This window comes from Neorhizobium tunisiense (assembly GCF_039631515.1).
GTDB lineage: Bacteria > Pseudomonadota > Alphaproteobacteria > Rhizobiales > Rhizobiaceae > Neorhizobium.
The window spans coordinates 197,644-216,218 of record NZ_JBDIUU010000009.1; the positions used below are offsets into that span (position 1 = coordinate 197,644).

Here is an 18,575-nt window from a genome sequence, read left to right on the forward strand (position 1 = left end):
GGGCGGATGAACACTTTCGCCCCCATCAGCTTAGCTGATGACGTTGCACAAGGCCGGCGCGGCAGGCTCCCGATCTCCCCCCTTGCGGGGGAGATGTCATCGGAGATGACAGAGGGGGGTGGCGCTCCGGGCTCAACTGAGGAGGAGTGTGCGGAGCTACCCCCCTCTGCCCTGCCGGGCATCTCCCCCACAAGGGGGGAGATTGACCTGCGCCGCCGCCGTTTTCCCAAATCGAGGACCGCCTCATGCTGAGAAAAGTCCTCATCGCCAATCGCGGCGAGATTGCCTGCCGCATCATCCGCACCTGCCACCGGCTGGGTGTCGCGACCGTCGCGGTCTATTCCGACGCCGACCGGGACGCCCTGCATGTGTCGCTTGCCGGCGAGGCGATTCATATCGGCCCGTCCCCCGCAGCGGAAAGTTATCTGCGCGGCGATAAGATCATCGAGGCGGCATTGCGGACAGGCGTAGATGCCATCCATCCCGGCTACGGTTTCCTTTCGGAAAATCCCGACTTTGCCGACGCGGTGACATCCGCCGGCATCCGGTTCATCGGCCCGTCGCCCGATGCCATCCGCGCCATGGGCCTGAAGGACGCCGCCAAGGCGCTGATGGAAAAGGCCGGCGTCCCCGTCGTGCCGGGTTATCACGGCACCGAACAGGACCCGGATTTCCTGCTGGCCGAGGCGGAGCGGATCGGCTTCCCGGTATTGATCAAGGCGCGCGCCGGCGGCGGCGGCAAGGGCATGCGGCGGGTCGAGGATGCCGAGGCCTTCAGGGAAGCGCTCGTTTCGGCGCAGCGCGAGGCTTCGGCCGCATTCGGCGATGCCGCCTGCCTGATCGAGAAATACATCGCCCATCCGCGCCACATCGAGATCCAGGTTTTTGGCGACGACCACGGCAATGTCGTGCACCTCTTCGAACGCGACTGTTCCCTGCAGCGCCGTCACCAGAAAGTCATCGAGGAAGCGCCGGCCCCCGGCATGCCGGACGACATGCGCATTGCCATGGGCGAGGCGGCGGTCAAGGCGGCGATGGCGATTTCCTATTCCGGTGCCGGCACGATCGAGTTCATCGCCGATGCCTCCGATGGGCTGAAGGCCGACCGTTTCTGGTTCATGGAGATGAACACCCGCCTGCAGGTGGAGCATCCGGTGACCGAGGCGATCACCGGCGTCGATCTCGTCGAATGGCAGCTTCGCGTCGCATCCGGCGAACCTCTGCCGCGCAGCCAGGACGAGCTGTTCATCAGCGGCTGGGCCTTCGAGGCGCGGCTTTATGCGGAGGATGCCGAGCGGGGTTTTCTGCCTGCGACCGGCAGGCTTGCCCATCTGGACTTGCCCGAGGGACTGGCGCGCGTGGACAGCGGCGTGCGCGCCGGCGACCGCATCTCGCCCTTCTACGATCCGATGATCGCGAAGATCATCACCCGGGGCCCGGACCGCCAGACGGCGCTCTCGCTGTTGTCGGCCGCCCTTGCCGAGGTTCGCGCCACCGGCGTCACCACCAATGCCCCGTTTCTTCGTCGGCTAACGATCCAGCCGGATTTTGTCGAGGGTTGGCCAGACACCGGCCTGATCGACAGGCATCTGGCGGAATTGACGATCGGACAGGCCCCGTCTCGCGAGGTCATGGCCCTGGCCGCTGTGAAGCTCTGCGGCGCCCTGGAGCCGAAGCCCGACAGCGAGCCCTGGGACCGCTTATCCGGATTCCGGTTATGGTCGCAAGCGTCCGATTTCGTTGAGCTGGACTACCGCGGCCAGCACGTGCCGGTTTCGCTCGGATCGGTCGGGGAGGGCGCATATGCGGCCATGGTCGATGGCAGGCCGGTCGATTTCCGCCTCTCACGCCTGGGCGCCGAGGCTTGTCTTCTGGAGGCCGCCGGCCGGAAACATCGCGTCCATCTGGTCTGCGGCGAACGTGACGTGACGATCTTCGGTGATGGCGAAAGCTGGCATTTTGGCCTCATCGACCCTCTCGCCGGCGAGGATGAGACTGCCGACGGCGGCGGTCGCATCGTCGCGCCCATGCCGGGCCTCGTCAAACTCCTTCGTGCCGCGCCGGGAGCCGCCGTTACAAAGGGTGAGGCCCTGGCCGTCATGGAAGCCATGAAGATGGAACTGACGCTGACCGCGCCGCGCGACGGGACGATTGCCGAGGTCCTGGTGTCGCAGGGCGAACAGGTAGTCGAAGGCGCGGTGCTGCTGACCCTTGAGCCGGAGCCGGAAGCCGGGGAGCCGAAGGATGGCTGACTTCGTCCGCGTCCACGAAATGGGCCCGCGTGACGGGCTCCAGAACGAGAAGCGGCTGATTTCCACCGCCGACAAGATCCGGCTGGTCGACCTGCTCTCCGCCTGTGGCTTCGAAAAAATCGAGGTGACGAGCTTCGTGCGTGCCGACTGGGTGCCGCAGATGGCCGACGGCGCCGAGGTCATGGCCGGCATCGCCCGCCGCCCGGGCACGCTCTACACCGCGCTGACGCCGAACGTGCAGGGATATGCGGCCGCCGTCTCGGCCAAAGCGGACGAGGTCGCCGTCTTCGCTTCGGCATCCGAAGGCTTCAGCCATCGCAACATCAATTGCAGTATCGCGGAGAGCTTTCAGCGTTTTGCGCCGCTGATCGAAAGCGCTCGCGGCGACGGCATCCCGGTCCGCGCCTATGTGTCCTGCGCCGTCGATTGTCCCTTTGACGGTCCAACGCCCCCGGCCCAGGTGGCGCGGGTGGCAACGGAACTCCACGCGCTCGGCTGCAGTGAGGTGGCGCTGGCAGACACGATCGGCACCGGCACACCGGAGCGGGTCGCCGCCATGCTCGATGCGGTCTTGGAGCACCTGCCGGCGGCTAAACTCGCCGGGCATTTTCACGACACCAACGGCCGGGCGCTCGACAACATCACCGTCTCGCTCAAAAAGGGATTGCGTGTATTCGATGCCGCAGCCGGCGGCCTTGGCGGCTGCCCGTATGCGCCGGGCGCCGAAGGCAATGTTGCAACCGGAAAAACGATCGATCATCTGCATGCACTGGGTTTCGAGACCCGAATCGACCGCGACCGGCTGACCGACGCAGAGGCTTTTGCCCGCAGCCTTAGAGGAGCGCGCTAAATGGGTGCTTACGACACGCTGACACTGGAACGGGATGCCCGCGGAGTGGCCACACTGACGCTCGCCCGGGCCGAGAAGCACAACGCCATGAACGCGCAGATGATCGCCGACCTGACGGACGCGGCCGGCAGGCTCGCGGTCGACGAGGCGGTCCGCGTCGTGGTTCTCGCATCCGCCGGCTCCACGTTCTGCGCCGGCGGCGATCTGCAATGGATGCGCGACCAGGCGGCGAGGGATCGCGCCGGCAAGATCGAGGGGGCGACGGAACTTGCCCTCATGCTGAAGGCGCTCGACGGCCTGCCGAAACCGCTGATCGGCCGGGTTCAGGGCAACGCCTTCGGCGGCGGTATCGGCCTGATGGCCGTCTGCGATATCGTTGTCGCGGTGGAAAGCGCCTGGTTTGCGCTCACCGAAACGCGGCTAGGGCTGATCCCCGCCACCATCGGACCCTACGTCGTCCGTCGGATCGGCGAAGGCCATGCCCGTCGCCTGTTCCTCAATGCCCGCCGCTTCGATGCGGCCACGGGTCGCGAGATAGGTCTCGTGTCCGTCGTTAGCACTGCCGGTGAACTCGATGCGGCAGTGGAGGAGGAGGCCTCGGCCTTTCTCGATTGCGCTCCCGGCGCCGTCGCCAGCGCCAAGAGCCTTGTGCAAAATCTCGCCCGTCAGGCGATCGAAGATCCGGTCGGCTACAGCACCGGTCTGCTCGCCGACCGTTGGGAAAGCGCCGAAGGCCGCGACGGCATCGACGCCTTCCTCAATCGCCGGCCGATGCCCTGGGCGGCTCCCAAGGCAGGCGAGGATTAGTCCCGGATCGCCTCCGGGACCGATCGAAGTGGTCATTGTTTCGGAATCCCGGCCTTCTGGATCACGTCCGACCATTTCTGGATATCGGCTTTCAGGCGGTTGCCGATCTCTTCCGGGGTGCTGGACCGGGCTTCGACCCCGAGATCCGCGAACCGTTTCTGGAGGGCTGGATCGGCCAGGACTTCGACAAGCGTGGCGTTCAGCTTCTTCACCGCTTCCGGCGGTGTACCCTTCGGCGCGAAGATGGCATTCCAGGACGTGACGTCGAAGCCCTTGACGCCTTCTTCCGCGGCGGTCGGGACGTTCGGCGAGAGACTGGAGCGCGCCGGGCCGGACGAGGCGATGGCGATCGCCTGGTTCTGCTGCAGGGCAGCTTTCAGCGCCGTCTGGCTGTCGATGATGACATCGAGTTCGCCGCCGAGCAGGGCGACCTGAAGATCAGGCGTGGCCTTGTAAGGAACGATGGTGAAATCGATCCCGGACGTCGACTTGAAGAGTTCCGCCGCAAGGTTCTGGCTGCTGCCCACATTGATGGTTCCGACATTGAGCGCGCCCGGCTTGGCCTTGGCGGCTTCCAGCACGTCCTTGAGGGTTTTGAACTTGCCGCCCGACTTGGTGACGAACACGAAATCGAAATAGGCAAGGCTCGATACCGGCACGAAATCGACGACGGGATCGAATTGCAGGTTCTTGAACAGCGGCACGCTGATCGCGGTTCCGTTCGAGAGAAGCGCGAGCGTGTAACCGTCCGCCGGAGCGTTCAGCGCCGCCCGGGCTGCGACGGAACCGCCGGCACCCGGCTGGTTCATGATCACGATCTGTTTGCCGAGTTTCTTGCCGAGCTGCTCGGCAACCAGGCGTGCCGTGATGTCGGCGATCCCGCCGGGACCGAAAGGCAGCACCAGGGTGATGTCCCGAGACGGATAGGCGTCCTGCGCAAAGGCGCCGGCCGGCAGCATCAGGGTCAGGACGACGGCCAGGGATTTCATCCATCGCGCCGGCTGTCGGAACCGCCCCGACGATCTCCCCGTAGTCTTGTAATCCATTCTTTCCTCCTCCTTATAAGGCCGCTCAGGCGGCAAAACCGTATAGACGTGCGGGATTGTCGACGAGCAGCCGCCGCCGGTCCTCTTCCGTCAGCGCGAACCTGGGCACGAGATCCACGAGATCGGCCTCCTCGACCGGCTCCTTGAGGTTCGGGTGGGGGAAGTCGGTACCCCAGAGGCTCCGCTCCGGGCTCGCCTCCACCAGTGCTTTCGCGAAAGGCATCGCCGCATCGAACGGAAAACGCGAAATCCGCTCCGAGCCGCAAACCTTGATCCAGCAGTTGTCCCGACGCACCAGTTCCAGCAGCGTCTGAAACGCCGGCTGGTCGGTGCTGAGGCTGGTGTCGACGCGCCCCATATGGTCGATGACGAAGGGCACCGGCAGGCGGGCGATCATGTCGGAAAGCGGAATGATGTCGCTCGCGTCGAGATGCAGCACCACGTGCCAGCCGCGACCCTTGATGCGGTCGATCACCCGGTTGAAGACATCCATGTCAGGCGCACCGCCGAGGTGGCGGACGAAATTGAAACGCACGCCGCGGACGCCGCCATCGTCGAGCGTCTGGTAGGCGCGGTCGTCGAAACCGTCGTCGACGATGGCGACGCCGCGGTAGCGATCCGGGCGCCAGGCGATCGCGTCGAGCATGGCGCGATTGTCGGTCCCGTGGCAGCTCGCCTGAACGATGACGGCGCGGTCTATACCAAGCCGGTCGTGGAGTTTCGCCAGGGCCTCCTTCGGGGCGTCCTCCGGCGTATAGCTGCGGTTGGGCGCATAGGGGAAAATGGCTCCCGGACCGAACACGTGGCAATGGGCGTCGCAGCTGCCGTCAGGCAACCGGAACTCAGGCTTCCGCCGTGCGGCCGCTGTCCCGTGACCGCTCTCCTGGCGATGTTCGTTCATTTTTCCTCCCATGCGAATTTCAGGTTGCCGCATATTGCCTGGCTTCGACGCGCAAGCTTCGGAAGCTGGCATAGCTTGCCTCGACGATTTGATTGACGGCGGCCTCCCGATCGTTTCCGTCGACCGCGCCGCCCGAAAGACGCGTCACGCGCTCCGGGTTGATCAGGGCGTAGTAGAGCGAGCCGAGCAGGAACTGGCTGCGCCAGACGAGGCCGGCGAGCGGTGCACCCGGCACGCAATCGGCGAGCGCCTTGATGAAGGCGCGGCTGGTTTCGTCGAATGCGTCGGCGATGATCGCCTGGGCGTCGGGGTTTCCTTCCGCCGACAGAACCGCCCGCATCCGGGTAAATTCGGCACCGCCGCCATCGCCCTCCGAGGAGGAGACGAAGGCGGGCACGACATAGGCGCGAAGGATGGCCATCAGCCGCTGATCCGCATCGCTGATCCGCAGCGCTTCGCCCAGCAGTTCGCGGCGGCGGGCGTTCATCGGCACCGTGTGGCGCTCATAGACCTCCCGCAGCAATTTCGCCTTCGAGCCGAAATGGTAGGTGAGGCTGCCGACATTGGCTCCGGACGCCTTGGCGATATCCCGCAGCGACACGGCATTGTAGCCGCTGCGGGAAAACAGGGTCACGGCATTTCGGAGCAAGGCTTCCCTCAGGTTCGGGCGCATGGAGATCCATAGTCAATTGTCCGCCTAATTTGTACAGTTGTACAAATTAGGCGTCAATCGAAAAAAACCGCGATGAGGGCGGGGTCGTTTGTGGCGGGAATTGGCCCAAAACCAATGCCCACCGGAAGCCAGCTAGTTCTGTCGCAGCATGAAACCGTCGAAGAACGCCGACAGCTCGGCATACCCATCGAGTGGCAGGACATGCGCGATGTACTGGTCCGGCCGGACGATGACCATGCAGCCCTGTTCCCGATCTATGCCGCGCATCTCGAAAATGTCATGGCCGCCCTTGAAGTCGGGGCAGAACATCTTTTCGTAGTCGCAGAGCCCGTAACGGCCCTTTCGGGGCAGGAGGAAGGCCGGCATGGTTTCGACGGCGAGCGTCCGGTGGGCCTGCTGGAAGACGGCCCGGACATCGATCACTGAGTCGATGTCCCTGCCGGCCGGCGTATGTCTCTTCACCGGCGAGGCGGGGGAGACCGTCAGGAAGTCGCAAAGCGACCGCAGCCGCGAGGAGGGTGCCGCACTATCTTCCGCACCGGCAAAGGCATAGATGCGCCAGCGCCCGTCCACCTTCGCGCAATGGCCGAGTTGCACCGGCCTTGCATCGACCAGGCGGATCACCGGTGCCGAATGGAACCGGGTGCCGATCGTCAGCCCCTTGGCGAGATGCTGATGGGTCGCCTCGCCGGTGAGCACCGACGGCGTGTACCGGGTCGCCGTGCCCGCCGTATAACGCCCGGACCGCACGAAATATGTCTGGACTTCCGCTGGCTCGACGCCCTCGCCATCCGGATCATCCGGGGATTTCAGCGGCGCGCTCAGCATGGCCGACCATTCGCGGTCGAAGTCGATCAGTTCCTTGGCGATGGTCTGGCGTTCGGCGGAATAGCTGTGCAGCAGCTCAGGCCCGCTCCGCCCCTGCAGGACGGCGGCCAGCTTCCAGCCGAGGTTGAAACCGTCCTGCATCGAGACGTTCATGCCCTGGCCGGCCTTCGGACTATGTGTGTGGCAGGCATCGCCAGCGATGAACACATGCGGCAGGCGCCCCCCGGGCGCGTCTTCCGGCACGTCGTCGAACTTGTCGGTGAGGCGCTGGCCGATCTCGTAGACCGACCACCAGGCGACCTCCTTCACCTCGAATGTGTGCGGATGCAGGATGCGCTGCACGGCCGCGATCAGCCTGTCGACGGTGATGTTCCGGCTCGCGACCCGCTCGTTTTCGTTGAGCTTGTCCAGCTCCACATAGATGCGGACCATATAGCCGCCTTCGCGCGGGATCAGCACGATGCTGCCTTCGCCGGCAGACTGGATCAGCGCCTTGAGGCGAATGTCGGGAAAATCGGTGACGGCGAGCACATCCATGACGCCCCAGGCGTGATTGGCGGAATCGCCGTGCAGCGCCCGGCCGATCGACTTGCGCACCGTGCTGCGCGCGCCGTCGCAACCGACGACGTAGCGGGCCTTGATGATCTCGATCTCACCTTCGTGGAAGGAGTCGAGACGTTCCAGTCTTGCGGTCACCGGATAGTCGGAGGCCGTCGGGTCGGTCTGGAGATCGATCAGGCGCCGCGAATAATGCGGCTCGAGCCTGGTCGGCGATTTGCGCATGACGTCGAGGAAAAAATCCTGCACCCGCGCCTGGTTGAGGATGACATGCGGGAATTCGGAAAGCCCGTCCTCGGTATCGTCGATCCTGCCGCTGCGGATGATGTTTTCACGCTTCAAGTCGTCCGGCTTCCAGAACGAGGTCTCGTTGACCCAGTAGGATTCCCGAAGCACCCGTTCGGCGAAACCGAAGGCGTGGAACATTTCCATGGTCCGGCAGGCGATACCGTCCGCCTGGCCGCGCAGCAAGGGGCCGGACCTCTGGTCGACGATGCAGGTCCTGATATCGGGAAAGGCGGAGAGCTGCGCTGCAAGCGTCAGGCCTGCCGGACCGCAGCCGACGATCAGGACATCGACTTCGGCGGGAAGCGGTCCTTTGTCGGCTGGCGTGCTCTGTCGATCCTCCGGGTGAAAGATTTCGGGGTCGCCGGGCTCGAACCCATTCAGATGGAATTGCATGGAACCAGTTTCCTCCGCATGTTTCGTTGGGCGCCCGCGGAATGGATTCGGCGGATGCAATATTGATCAGTATGCTGATTATCAGTATACGTGTCAAGATCGCGGCGGTTTGGGAGAGTTCGGTGAAAGACAATGATGATATGCCGGGGCATCTCGCCCGCCGGTTCCAGCAGATCGCCGTGGCGGTCTTCCATGCGGAGGTCGAGCAAGCCGGCTACGATCTGACGCCCGTCCAATACGCGGCGCTCGCCGCGATCAGCACCAATCCCGGGATCGATCAGGTGACGCTCGCCGGGCTGATCGCCTACGACCGGACGACGATTACCGGTGTCGTTGACCGGCTGGTGCAGAAAGGCCTGCTGGTGCGTAACGCCAGCACCAGGGACAGGCGTGCCCGCGAGCTGCAGATCACCGACGAGGGGCGCAAGACCTTGAACGGCGTTGCGCCGGTGGTCGAGGCCGCGCAGGAACTCATGCTGCGCGGGCTGACGGCAGAGGAGGGCGACGAACTGCTGCGGCTTTTGCGCAAGGCGATTGCTGCCGGCAACGAGTTGAGCCGCGCGCCGTTGCGCGAGGTTTCGGACACTCCCAGGGCCGGGCCGGCCACCTGACCCACCACGGACGCCGCTGCGCGCAAGGCGGCCCGACTGCCCGGCAAGCCGCCTATCCAATCCCGCTTCGTTAACCTTTTGTTGACCATATTGGTCGAGCCTTCGCTCTCGGCAGGCCAGCCGTAACCCGGATACAGCAGGGAGAAGAGCATGACGCTCGTGACATTGCCCAACAAGATCATGCGAAACAGCCACCACACCGTTCTGGTGATGCGCGACGGCGGCACATGCCAGGCCGTCTGCGTCGTCAACGACGGCAGGATCGGCGACGTCTGCTCCAAGCTCGGCCTTATCGAAAGCATCGCCAGCAGCAAGCTCGATCACGGCGAAGTGGCGTTTGACGGCCGCGTCTGGATCACCCATTCCGACATGCCGCGCCCGCTGCATGCGGGGCGCCACTGACAATTGCGTGGCCTTGCGCTGAAGGTGCGCGACGCCGACGCCATCGCGTCTGGCTTCCTGTCGCAGGGACGGGAATGAAGAGAGTGGGGATGCCCTCCCGCTGGGTCTTATCCCGCGGGCGAACGAAACATCCGGCCCCCTGAGCAAGCTCAAGCGCCGGATATCGGGGAGGTATCAGCGGAAGAGGTCGAGAATGCGTTTCGACTGTTCGTTGACGATGCTGAGACCGATCGTCTGGAGTTGCTGCTGCACCTTCGTGGCGGCGAGCTTGACGGCGCTCTCCTCCATGTTGGCATCGACGAGGCGCCCGACGCCGCGGTCGATCGCATCCTGCAGCCTGGAGAGGAATTCCGTATTGGCGCTGATGCGGCTCGACGTGGAGCCGAGCTTGGCGCCGGCGGAGGTGAGGCTCGAAAGCATGCTGTCGGTGGCGGAGATCATGCCGTCCAGCTCGTCCTCGGTCGTCGAATTCGAGATCTTGATTTCGCTGGCGGTTGCCGATGACTGCGACCCGGTATCGAGCAGGTAATATTCGTAGGGCGTGCCATTCTCCGTCGTGCCCGAATAGGCCTTGGTCAGAAGGCCGTTCGCGGCATCGCCACTGCTGGTCAGCGTCGTCGAGGCGGTATCGAAATCGATGGTGTTGAGGGCGGTGGTGCCGTCCGGATTGGTCGATGCGGACGCCAGCAGCGACTTGACGCCCGGCGTTCCGGCGGAACGCAGCCAGTTCTCACCGTTGAAGGAAGAGGACTCCGTCACCGTGCCCAGCTGCTCTTTCAGCTGCGTGATCTCGGCGTTGATCGCATCCCTGTCGATACCGGGTGAGCGGGCAAGGATAAGCTTCGACTTGATCTCGGAAACAAGGCTGGTTGCGGCTTCCATGCCGAGCGCGGCGGTATCCGTGGTCGCGGCTGCAAGGCCCGAAGCATCCTGCACCGCCGAGAGCGACATGCCCGTGGAACGCATGGAGGTGGCGATCGACCAATAGGCGGCGTTGTCGGATGCCGTATTGACGTTACGCCCGGAGGCGACTTGGACGGTCTGGCGCTCCAGCGCCTTGGTGGAGCCGGTCAGCAACAGCAGCGCCGAGGCGGCCGATGCATTATAAGAAATGCTGCTCATGAAGCGTCTCGCAGGTGGGTAGAACACGTTACGGGCTCAGGCAGTGAAGATGGCGTCATGCCTTTGAGCTGTCGCCGCGTTGGCGCACGAACTCATCACCTGTAATCACTGTGCAGGAGGGAGCTTTCAAAGCATTTGCGGGATTTATTAAGGTTTTAGTGATTGGGGGATTTTTGAGGCGCGAGGGCGGCGCAAGATCAAACCGCGTCGTCAGAACTGGCGATACTTTGCCAGCGGCAGGCCATGCTTTTCTACATACTCATTGTCAAACCGAATTGCCTCGGCATTCTCCAGTCGCCAAAGGCGCTCGCGCTCGGCCTTGATAGCCTTGGCGATACCGTCCTCAGCCGCGCGATATGTCTAGCTTCAGCGCGCGAGCTTCAGAAACAAGATTGGTGTTCAGCGGAAGCCTGGTTGATTTGCGAACGGGCGGGGACGTGCCAGTCTCCGGAGTTTATGCGCAAATCATATGCGCATAAACTGTCCGTGGAAGGATCAATCGTCCTTCATCTTCAGCGCGGCAATAAACGCTTCCTGTGGGATGTCGACCTTGCCGAACTGCCGCATGCGCTTCTTGCCTTCCTTCTGCTTGTCGAGCAGCTTGCGCTTGCGGGTGGCGTCGCCGCCGTAGCATTTGGCGGTCACGTCCTTGCGCATCGCCGAGATCGTTTCGCGGGCGATCACGTTGCCGCCGATCGCGGCCTGGATCGGGATCTTGAACATGTGCCGCGGGATCAGGTCCTTCAGCTTCTCGCACATGTCGCGGCCGCGCTTTTCCGCCGCCGAGCGGTGGACGAGCATGGAGAGCGCATCGACCGGCTCGCCATTGACCATGATCGACATCTTCACGAGGTTGCCCTCGCGATAGCCGTGCAGGTGGTAGTCGAACGAGGCGTAGCCCTTGGAGATCGACTTCAGGCGGTCGTAGAAATCGAACACCACTTCGTTGAGCGGCAGCTCGTAGGTGAGCATGGCGCGCTTGCCGACATAGGTAAGTTCGGTCTGGATGCCGCGCCGATCCTGGCAGAGTTTCAGGATGCCGCCGAGATAATCGTCCGGCGTCAGGATCGTCGCCTTGATCCAGGGTTCGCGGATTTCGGCGATGCGGACAACGTCCGGCATGTCGGCGGGATTGTGCAGTTCGCGTTCGGACCCGTCGCTCATTGTCAGCTGGTAGACGACTGAAGGCGCGGTGGCGATGAGGTCGAGGTCGAACTCGCGCTCCAGGCGCTCCTGGATGATTTCCAGATGCAGGAGGCCGAGGAAGCCGCAGCGGAAACCGAAGCCGAGAGCGGCGGACGATTCCATCTCGAAGGAGAACGAGGCGTCGTTGAGGCGCAGCTTGCCCATCGCGGCGCGCAGGTCCTCGAAATCGGCCGCGTCGACCGGGAAGAGGCCGCAGAACACCACCGGCTGGGCCGGCTTGAAGCCCGGCAGGGCCTTGGCGGTCGGGCGCTTGTCCTCGGTGATCGTATCGCCGACGCGGGTATCGGCCACTTCCTTGATCGAGCCGGTGAAAAAGCCGATCTCACCCGGGCCGAGGCTGTCGACGGCGAGCATCTTCGGGGTCAGCACGCCGACGCGCTCGACCTGGTACTTGGCATCGGTTCCCATCATCCGGATGGTCTGGCCCTTGGCGAGTACGCCATCGATGATGCGCACCAGAACCATGACGCCGAGATAGGTGTCGTACCAGCTGTCGACCAGCAGTGCCTTCAGGGGCCCCGTTGCGCCGAGTTCGCTCTTCGGCGGCGGCAGCTGGTGGACGATCGCTTCCAGCACGTCCGGGATGCCGAGGCCGGTCTTCGCCGATATCAGCACGGCCTGCGACGCGTCGATGCCGATCACTTCCTCGATCTGTTCGCGGATGCGGTCGGGTTCGGCGGCGGGCAGGTCGATCTTGTTGAGGACGGTGACGATCTCGTGGTTGTTGTCGATCGCCTGGTAGACATTGGCGAGCGTCTGGGCCTCGACGCCCTGGGAGGCGTCGACGACCAGAAGCGACCCTTCGCAGGCCGACAGCGAACGCGAGACTTCATAGGCGAAGTCGACATGGCCGGGCGTGTCGATCAGGTTCAGGATATAGGTCTCGCCGTTATTCGCCTTGTAATGCAGGCGCACGGTCTGGGCCTTGATGGTGATGCCGCGCTCGCGCTCGATATCCATCGAGTCCAGCACCTGTTCCGACATGTCGCGCTCGGCAAGGCCGCCGGTCGTCTGGATCAGCCGGTCGGCGAGCGTCGACTTGCCGTGGTCGATATGCGCCACGATCGAGAAGTTGCGGATATGGTCAAGCGGAGTGCGGGTGGAATTGGTGCTCATGGCTCGCGCATATAGCAGCGCGAATCCCTGCCGCAAAGCGGAAAGATAACCTTTCGTTGAGGATAAAGCCCGGCAGCGCGGGCTATTGGGCGGGTATTTCCGCCTCCGGGTCTGTCATGACGGAGGCGTTCGGGAACTGGGCACTCCGCACCCCGCAATTCTCCCGCTCGTCGGCAGGCACGCCCTCGCGTTCCTTGAGGCGCCAGATGACGTAGCCTGCATAGGCGATCGCCACCAGGATCACCGCATAGATGAACGTGTGCTGGCCGAAAGCCGGGGTGAGCAGCGTCACGCCGAGGGGCACGATGGTTGCCGCCGTCGACCAGGCGACCAAAAGCGTCGAGGAGAGCGGTACGAAATCGCCGGGATCGGCCCGGTCGTTGGCATGCGCATTGGCGACCGAATAGACGGTCTCGACCGCGCCGCCGAAGACGAGGAAGACGATCATCAGAAGGATCATCATCGAGAAGGAGACGAACAGCGCCGCGGTGCCCGCCGCGACGATCAGCGCGCAGGTGATCAGGAGCACGAAACGGCGGTCGATGCGGTCCGACAGCATGCCGAGCGGATATTGCACGAACAAGAGGCCGGTCTGCATCACCAGCATCAAGAGCGCGACATCCGTCTGCGCCACGTGACTGGTGGTGGCATAGATCGGCACGAAACCTTGTATCACCATGGAAAGGCCGCCCGACGCCAGCACGCCGATCAACCCGACCGGCGAGATGCGCCAGGCCATCTTGATGTCGACATTCACATTGGCCGGCGCCGGCGGGTTCGGCAGGCGGGTGAGCCCGATCGGCAGGATGGCGAGCGCGGTGACGAAGACGACGGCGAGCGGCGCCAGATTGCCGTCGGTCGGAATGCGGCCGAACAGCCAGGCGCCGGCCCCGAGCCCGAGCACGAAGGCCATGTAGAAGAACGACATCGCCCGGCCGCGCCATTCGTTCGAGGCGGCGTGGTTGAGCCAGCTCTGGGCGATAATGAAATTGACGTTGGAGGCAGCGCCGTAGACGCCGCGTGCCAAAACCCACCAGATCGGCGGCGGGTTGGTGGCGATCAGCACCGCGGCGATGATCACCATCGCCATCGAGCAGGAGAATAGCCGGGCATGGCCAACCCGGCGGATCAGCGGGCCGCCGACGAGGCAGCCGACCAGGCCGCCAAAGGCGAGCGCCGGGACGGCGGCGCTGGCGGCCCAGGCGTCGCCCGTTTGAGTGAGGACGAAAGGCACATAGGCGGACATGATGCCGCTGCCGATGGCAGCAATCGTCATCGAGATCACGATGCTGGCGATCGACAGGGGCGATGCTGTCTCGAATGTCTGGCCGTTCATCTCGTCCCCCGTAGCACGGGCGTCGGCAGTTTCCGCCGTCTTGAAACCCAGGATATTGCATAGCCGATAGACCGTGACAGGAGCTATCGCGGAAGCGCCATCACGTGTAAATTTCGACCGTTCCATCATGGTGCCACTTGATTCCATCATAAGAGAATGCAATTCTCAAATCATGGAAACGACGGATCATGACATCGAGAATGCCATCAGCGACCGGCTGAAGCGCTTGCGCGCCCGCGCCGGGCTGACGCTGGACGAGCTGGCGAGCCGCTCCGGCGTCAGCCGCGCGATGATTTCCCGGATCGAGCGGGCGGAGGCGAGCCCGACCGCCGCGCTGCTGGCAAGGCTGTCGGAAGCGCTGGGCCTCTCGCTCTCCGCCTTTTTCGCCGATGACGAACCGCAGAACTCGCCGCTCAGCCGCAGGGCGGAGCAGAAGCTCTGGCGCGATCCGCATACGGGTTATCTGCGCCGCTCGGTTTCGCCGCCGGGCACGCCGAGCCGGGTCGATATCGTCGAGGTGGATTTTCCCGCCCATGCGCGCGTCAGTTTCCCGCCACGCGAGGAAAGCCGGGTGATGACCCAGCATGTCTGGCTCTTCGAGGGCGTGCTGGAAATGATTATCGGCGACATCGTCCATACGCTTCATCCCGGCGATTGCCTGTACATGGATATCGGCGACGCCTTCGACTTCCACAATCCGTCCGACACGCCGGCCCGTTACGCCGTCGTCCTCGACCGCGGCCGCTGAGCATTTGGAGATTCTTGAAATGACCGTCACCATCCGCATCCTCAATGACGGCGAAACCCGCGCCGCAATAGCCGATCTCTCCGAGACCCTGTCCGACTGCGTCAACGGCGGGGCTTCGCTCGGCTTCATGCTGCCCTTCGGGCCGGAGGATGCGGTTGGCTACTGGCAGGAGATTGCCGACGCAGTCGAAAAAGGCGGCATCATCCTCGCGGTGGCAGAAGTGGAGGGAAAGGTCGTCGGCACGGTGCAGGTAGGCCTTGCCTCGAAGCCGAACCAGCCGCATCGCGGCGACCTGATGAAGCTCCTCGTGAACCGCTCCGCCCGCGGGCTCGGCCTGTCGCGCAAGCTGATGGAGGCGGTGGAAGCGGAAGCCGCACGGCGCGGCCGCACGCTTCTGGTGCTCGACACCGCGACCGGCAGCGATGCGGAAAAGATCTATCCGCGCTTCGGCTGGGAGCGGGTCGGTGTTATTCCGGATTATGCCCTGTGGCCGCAAGGCGGTTTCTGCGCCACCACGCTGTTTTACAAGCGGATTGCTTGATTCATCGATCTTTCACTTGGATGGATCCGCATTTCATGCGAGCTATCGTCCAAATGATGCGGGAGGTGTCGCATGCGGTCGCTCGTATATGTCCTGGCAGGCCTGTCGCTGCTCATGAGTGGGGCGATCTTCGGTTTCTTTTATGCCTGGGTATGCTCGACCATGTGGGGGCTTGACGCAGCCGATCCGGCAGTCGCCATCGAGGCGATGAAGGCCATGAATTCATCGGTGCGCAACATGGTGTTCGCGCCGGCCTTCTTCGGCACAAGCCCGCTCCTGCTCATAACGGCTCTTCTGGCCTTCCTCTTGGGGTTGCGAGGTCCGGCTGCGGCTTTCGCGCTGGCGGCTGTTGTTTATCTGATCGGCGGTCAGGTGCTCACCATGAGCATCAATGTGCCGATGAACGAGGCGCTGGCTGCAACCGCGACCCCGGCCGATGCCGACGGCGCGAGGCGTGTGTGGCGGGAATATTCCCAACCCTGGCAGTATTGGAACATCGTCCGCACCCTCGCCAGCGGCGTATGCCTCCTGCTTGCCGGGCTTGGGGTTGCGTTACTTGGACATCAAGGATCCAGGCACGGGCGGTTTGGTTGATCCAAGAAAAACTGCCCAAGCTCTTCTCTCCCACCTCGCTTTCTTCTTGCAAATCACGTCATATGCGCTGGCGCCGATTGATCCGGCGCTTCTGAAGAGGGGCTTTATGTTTATACTCAATTCTGTGTCGGCGGTGCGCCGTGCAGCCGCGCTGGCGCTTGTCCTGGCTACCTGTTCGGGAGCCGGCCAGGCAGTGTCTGCCGACGTGAGCTTCGTGATGCGCAACGAGCATCCGAACGCCGTCGAGGTCGAGCTTTACAGCCAGGACCGCAAGCATGTCTGGCCGGGTGGCAACCAAGTCTACTATCTGGATGACGGCGAATCCAAGCAGATCCACCTCTCCTGCAAGCAGGGTGAGAACATCTGCTACGGTGCCTGGGTCTCCGGCGACAAGCAGACCTATTGGGGCACCGGTCCAGGCAACAAGGAAGCTTGCGAGGATTGCTGCTACGTCTGCGAAGGCGGCGAGACCGAGGAAATCAACCTGGTCGAATAAGCGGGAGTCGATCGAACCCGAACCGGGATCGGCCGCTTGACCGGCCGGTCCGCACAGGCTCAATAGCCTTCCTGTCGCTTCCACGATCGCCCACAGTACCGGATTATATCGGGAACATGACGCGCAAACTGCAGATCCGGGAATTGCTGGCCTGCTTCTCGCTGAGCGTGGCAACGGCCTCAGCCGCCGAGGACGTGCCGAAATTCGCGCAATTTTCCGAGACCGTCTATTCGGGCGCCACGGCTCCGGTAAGCTGGTGACGGAGGATGACCGGAGCTTTGCGACCCGCTTGCGGGCAGGGGCGAAACAGCCGGTGAATTTTGCCGGGCACTATGTCCTCACGACATGGGGCTGCGGCGCCGAATGCCTGGGCGGCGCGGTCATCGATGCCCGCAGCGGCAAGGTTGCCTTCCTTCCCTATTCGGTCTGCTGCTGGGGTGAGGGCGAGCCCTTTTATTACCGCAAGGACAGCCGGCTGATCGTCTTTTCCGGCGTGCTCAACGAAGAAAGCCCGAAGGGCGCGCATTTCTTCGAGTTGCGGGATGGCGTGTTTCTGCATGTGACGAGCCGTGCCAAGGACGGCACGGCCCTTTCCGGCATTCCGAAGCCGGCGAAATAGTCTGCCGATCAATTGCCGGTTTTCAACATCCTGTTGAAAGCGGTGATGATCAGTCCGGTCAGTTCGCGATGGATATCGCCGCGGGGCCGGCCGGTGTCGTTGCAGATCGGGTCTGGTTCGCCGACCCTCTTCAGGAATTCGACGGCGCCAGGCTTGCAGACGGGCAGGAAGCTGAAATGGTCGGCCTTAGCGACCCGCGCATACGTCGCGTTCGGAGCCTGTTTGGCGAGCGCATCCGAAAGCACGGCGGCCGGGATCTGACCCGCGCTGCCAAGATTGATGAAGGCGAGCGGGATATCGATTGCCCTGATACTATCGGGCTTGAGAGCCTCGACCAGACCGGGATCAATCAGCACCGCTCCTGAAATGCGGGCGTCTCGGTTCGACTGCTCGAAGCGGCTGCGGTCGACGCTGCCAAGGTTCAGCGGCTCGACCGCCACCTCTTCGCCGCCGGCAAAACCGCGCCCGCCGCGGAACCAGCGGCAATCCATCATGTCGGATTTGGTCTCGCAATATTGCTTGTAGGCATTGAGATCGGCACGGGCGCCGGCGAGCTCGATCGCCGTGCTGCCGCCAAGCGAGAAGCCGAGCACGCCGATGCGTGTTTTGTCGACCGAAGTCTTGAAGCGCGGATCGGCTGAAAGCGCGGTGATGACCTCCGAGATATCCTGCGTCCGCTCCCAGATTTTCGGCGTGGCCTCCGGCGTGGAATCGCCGCTCGTCGTACCGGGATGGTTGGGGCCGGCAACGATGAAGCCGGCTTTCGCCAGTTCGATGGCGATCCAGCCCATGCCGTCTGCTCGCGAGCCGGAACCATGGGAGACGAGTACAAGCGGAAAATGGCCGGCTTCGATGGCGGCGTTTCGGGAGGCGGTGGAGCTTTCGAATATCGGGTTTTCGCCGACGGAGGCGGTCTGGCCGTCGCCTTTCGACGGATACCAGACAGTCACCGCCAGCGCGCGGTCGCGGGTGGGTGAGACGACGCTGATCTTCTGCATGCCGACGGGCAGAGCATCGGTGGCAAGGGCGGTATCGGCCAGGAACGGGCCGATGAAGGGAAGAAGAACAAGAATGGGAAGTTTCAATCGCATGGGAGCCTCGTCCTGTTTAAAAACGACAGCTCCTTCTTGGCGTTATGGCGGCCTTTCGGCGTCCTCAATCACGTTCGAGGTCATCCTCGAACGTGAT

General features: G+C 63.6%; 19 protein-coding genes and 1 pseudogene. 11 read left to right on the forward strand and 9 right to left on the reverse strand.

Annotated features, from left to right (window positions below):
• Positions 1–245: 245 nt before the first annotated feature.
• The 3 genes from ABCW43_RS24015 to ABCW43_RS24025 are packed head-to-tail and all read left to right on the forward strand — an operon-like array spanning position 246 to position 3,909.
• Positions 246–2,252 carry an acetyl/propionyl/methylcrotonyl-CoA carboxylase subunit alpha gene (locus tag ABCW43_RS24015; RefSeq protein WP_345929124.1) on the forward strand — a complete coding sequence of 669 codons (2,007 nt, stop codon included), beginning with the start codon at positions 246–248 and terminating at the stop codon, positions 2,250–2,252.
• Positions 2,245–3,102, forward strand: coding sequence for a hydroxymethylglutaryl-CoA lyase (locus ABCW43_RS24020; RefSeq protein ID WP_345929126.1), 858 nt, complete (start codon positions 2,245–2,247; stop codon positions 3,100–3,102). The genes ABCW43_RS24015 and ABCW43_RS24020 overlap by 8 nt, the downstream gene beginning before the upstream one ends.
• Entirely contained in the window at positions 3,103–3,909 is an 807-nt protein-coding gene (locus ABCW43_RS24025; protein ID WP_345929128.1) for a crotonase/enoyl-CoA hydratase family protein, read from the forward strand.
• Between the two features lie 32 nt (positions 3,910–3,941).
• Here the strand turns inward: ABCW43_RS24025 and ABCW43_RS24030 are convergent, their stop codons facing one another.
• From ABCW43_RS24030 to ABCW43_RS24045, 4 genes are all read right to left on the reverse strand, one after another.
• On the reverse strand, positions 3,942–4,955 hold the full coding sequence (locus tag ABCW43_RS24030) for a Bug family tripartite tricarboxylate transporter substrate binding protein (protein ID WP_345929129.1): 1,014 nt from the start codon (positions 4,953–4,955) through the stop codon (positions 3,942–3,944).
• A gap of 25 nt (positions 4,956–4,980) precedes the next feature.
• Positions 4,981–5,856: an amidohydrolase family protein gene (locus ABCW43_RS24035; protein WP_345929131.1), complete on the reverse strand. Its 876-nt coding sequence runs from the start codon at positions 5,854–5,856 to the stop codon at positions 4,981–4,983.
• Between the two features lie 19 nt (positions 5,857–5,875).
• Complete coding sequence (locus ABCW43_RS24040) at positions 5,876–6,529, reverse strand: TetR/AcrR family transcriptional regulator (RefSeq protein WP_345929133.1); 654 nt, start codon at positions 6,527–6,529, stop codon at positions 5,876–5,878.
• Positions 6,530–6,661: 132 nt separating this feature from the next.
• Positions 6,662–8,596, reverse strand: coding sequence for an FAD-binding monooxygenase (locus ABCW43_RS24045; protein ID WP_345929135.1), 1,935 nt, complete (start codon positions 8,594–8,596; stop codon positions 6,662–6,664).
• Positions 8,597–8,718: 122 nt separating this feature from the next.
• Between ABCW43_RS24045 and ABCW43_RS24050 the strand changes: the two genes are divergently transcribed.
• Together ABCW43_RS24050 and ABCW43_RS24055 are read left to right on the forward strand one after the other, a co-directional pair.
• Positions 8,719–9,207, forward strand: coding sequence for a MarR family winged helix-turn-helix transcriptional regulator (locus tag ABCW43_RS24050; RefSeq protein WP_345929137.1), 489 nt, complete (start codon positions 8,719–8,721; stop codon positions 9,205–9,207).
• 150 nt (positions 9,208–9,357) lie between these two features.
• Positions 9,358–9,609 carry a hypothetical protein gene (locus ABCW43_RS24055; protein WP_345929139.1) on the forward strand — a complete coding sequence of 84 codons (252 nt, stop codon included), beginning with the start codon at positions 9,358–9,360 and terminating at the stop codon, positions 9,607–9,609.
• Between the two features lie 174 nt (positions 9,610–9,783).
• On the opposite strand, the gene ABCW43_RS24060 is transcribed toward ABCW43_RS24055, so the two are convergent.
• From ABCW43_RS24060 to ABCW43_RS24075, 4 genes and pseudogenes are all read right to left on the reverse strand, one after another.
• Positions 9,784–10,731 (reverse strand): flagellin N-terminal helical domain-containing protein, encoded by a 948-nt coding sequence (locus ABCW43_RS24060; RefSeq protein ID WP_345929141.1) that lies wholly within the window; start codon positions 10,729–10,731, stop codon positions 9,784–9,786.
• A 210-nt stretch (positions 10,732–10,941) separates the two neighbouring features.
• Positions 10,942–11,134: pseudogene (locus ABCW43_RS24065) on the reverse strand (type II toxin-antitoxin system CcdA family antitoxin).
• A gap of 92 nt (positions 11,135–11,226) precedes the next feature.
• Positions 11,227–13,053, reverse strand: a complete 1,827-nt coding sequence (gene lepA, locus ABCW43_RS24070; protein WP_345929143.1) for a translation elongation factor 4 — start codon at positions 13,051–13,053, stop codon at positions 11,227–11,229.
• An 82-nt stretch (positions 13,054–13,135) separates the two neighbouring features.
• On the reverse strand, positions 13,136–14,539 hold the full coding sequence (locus ABCW43_RS24075) for an MFS transporter (protein WP_345929145.1): 1,404 nt from the start codon (positions 14,537–14,539) through the stop codon (positions 13,136–13,138).
• A 22-nt stretch (positions 14,540–14,561) separates the two neighbouring features.
• Between ABCW43_RS24075 and ABCW43_RS24080 the strand changes: the two genes are divergently transcribed.
• From ABCW43_RS24080 to ABCW43_RS24105, 6 genes are all read left to right on the forward strand, one after another.
• Positions 14,562–15,137 (forward strand): helix-turn-helix domain-containing protein, encoded by a 576-nt coding sequence (locus tag ABCW43_RS24080; RefSeq protein WP_345929147.1) that lies wholly within the window; start codon positions 14,562–14,564, stop codon positions 15,135–15,137.
• Positions 15,138–15,156: 19 nt separating this feature from the next.
• Complete coding sequence (locus ABCW43_RS24085) at positions 15,157–15,678, forward strand: GNAT family N-acetyltransferase (protein ID WP_345929148.1); 522 nt, start codon at positions 15,157–15,159, stop codon at positions 15,676–15,678.
• 72 nt (positions 15,679–15,750) lie between these two features.
• Positions 15,751–16,272, forward strand: coding sequence for an anthrone oxygenase family protein (locus tag ABCW43_RS24090; RefSeq protein WP_345929149.1), 522 nt, complete (start codon positions 15,751–15,753; stop codon positions 16,270–16,272).
• Between the two features lie 106 nt (positions 16,273–16,378).
• Positions 16,379–16,768, forward strand: a complete 390-nt coding sequence (locus tag ABCW43_RS24095; protein WP_345929151.1) for a hypothetical protein — start codon at positions 16,379–16,381, stop codon at positions 16,766–16,768.
• A 116-nt stretch (positions 16,769–16,884) separates the two neighbouring features.
• Entirely contained in the window at positions 16,885–17,028 is a 144-nt protein-coding gene (locus ABCW43_RS24100; RefSeq protein ID WP_345929153.1) for a hypothetical protein, read from the forward strand.
• The gene (locus ABCW43_RS24105; protein ID WP_345929155.1) at positions 17,025–17,387 is read left to right on the forward strand and encodes a hypothetical protein; all 363 of its coding nucleotides are present in this window, start codon (positions 17,025–17,027) and stop codon (positions 17,385–17,387) included. The genes ABCW43_RS24100 and ABCW43_RS24105 overlap by 4 nt, the downstream gene beginning before the upstream one ends.
• A gap of 8 nt (positions 17,388–17,395) precedes the next feature.
• Here ABCW43_RS24105 and ABCW43_RS24110 read toward each other — a convergent pair whose 3' ends face one another.
• Complete coding sequence (locus ABCW43_RS24110) at positions 17,396–18,478, reverse strand: alpha/beta hydrolase family protein (RefSeq protein ID WP_345929157.1); 1,083 nt, start codon at positions 18,476–18,478, stop codon at positions 17,396–17,398.
• Between the last annotated feature and the right edge of the window lie 97 nt (positions 18,479–18,575).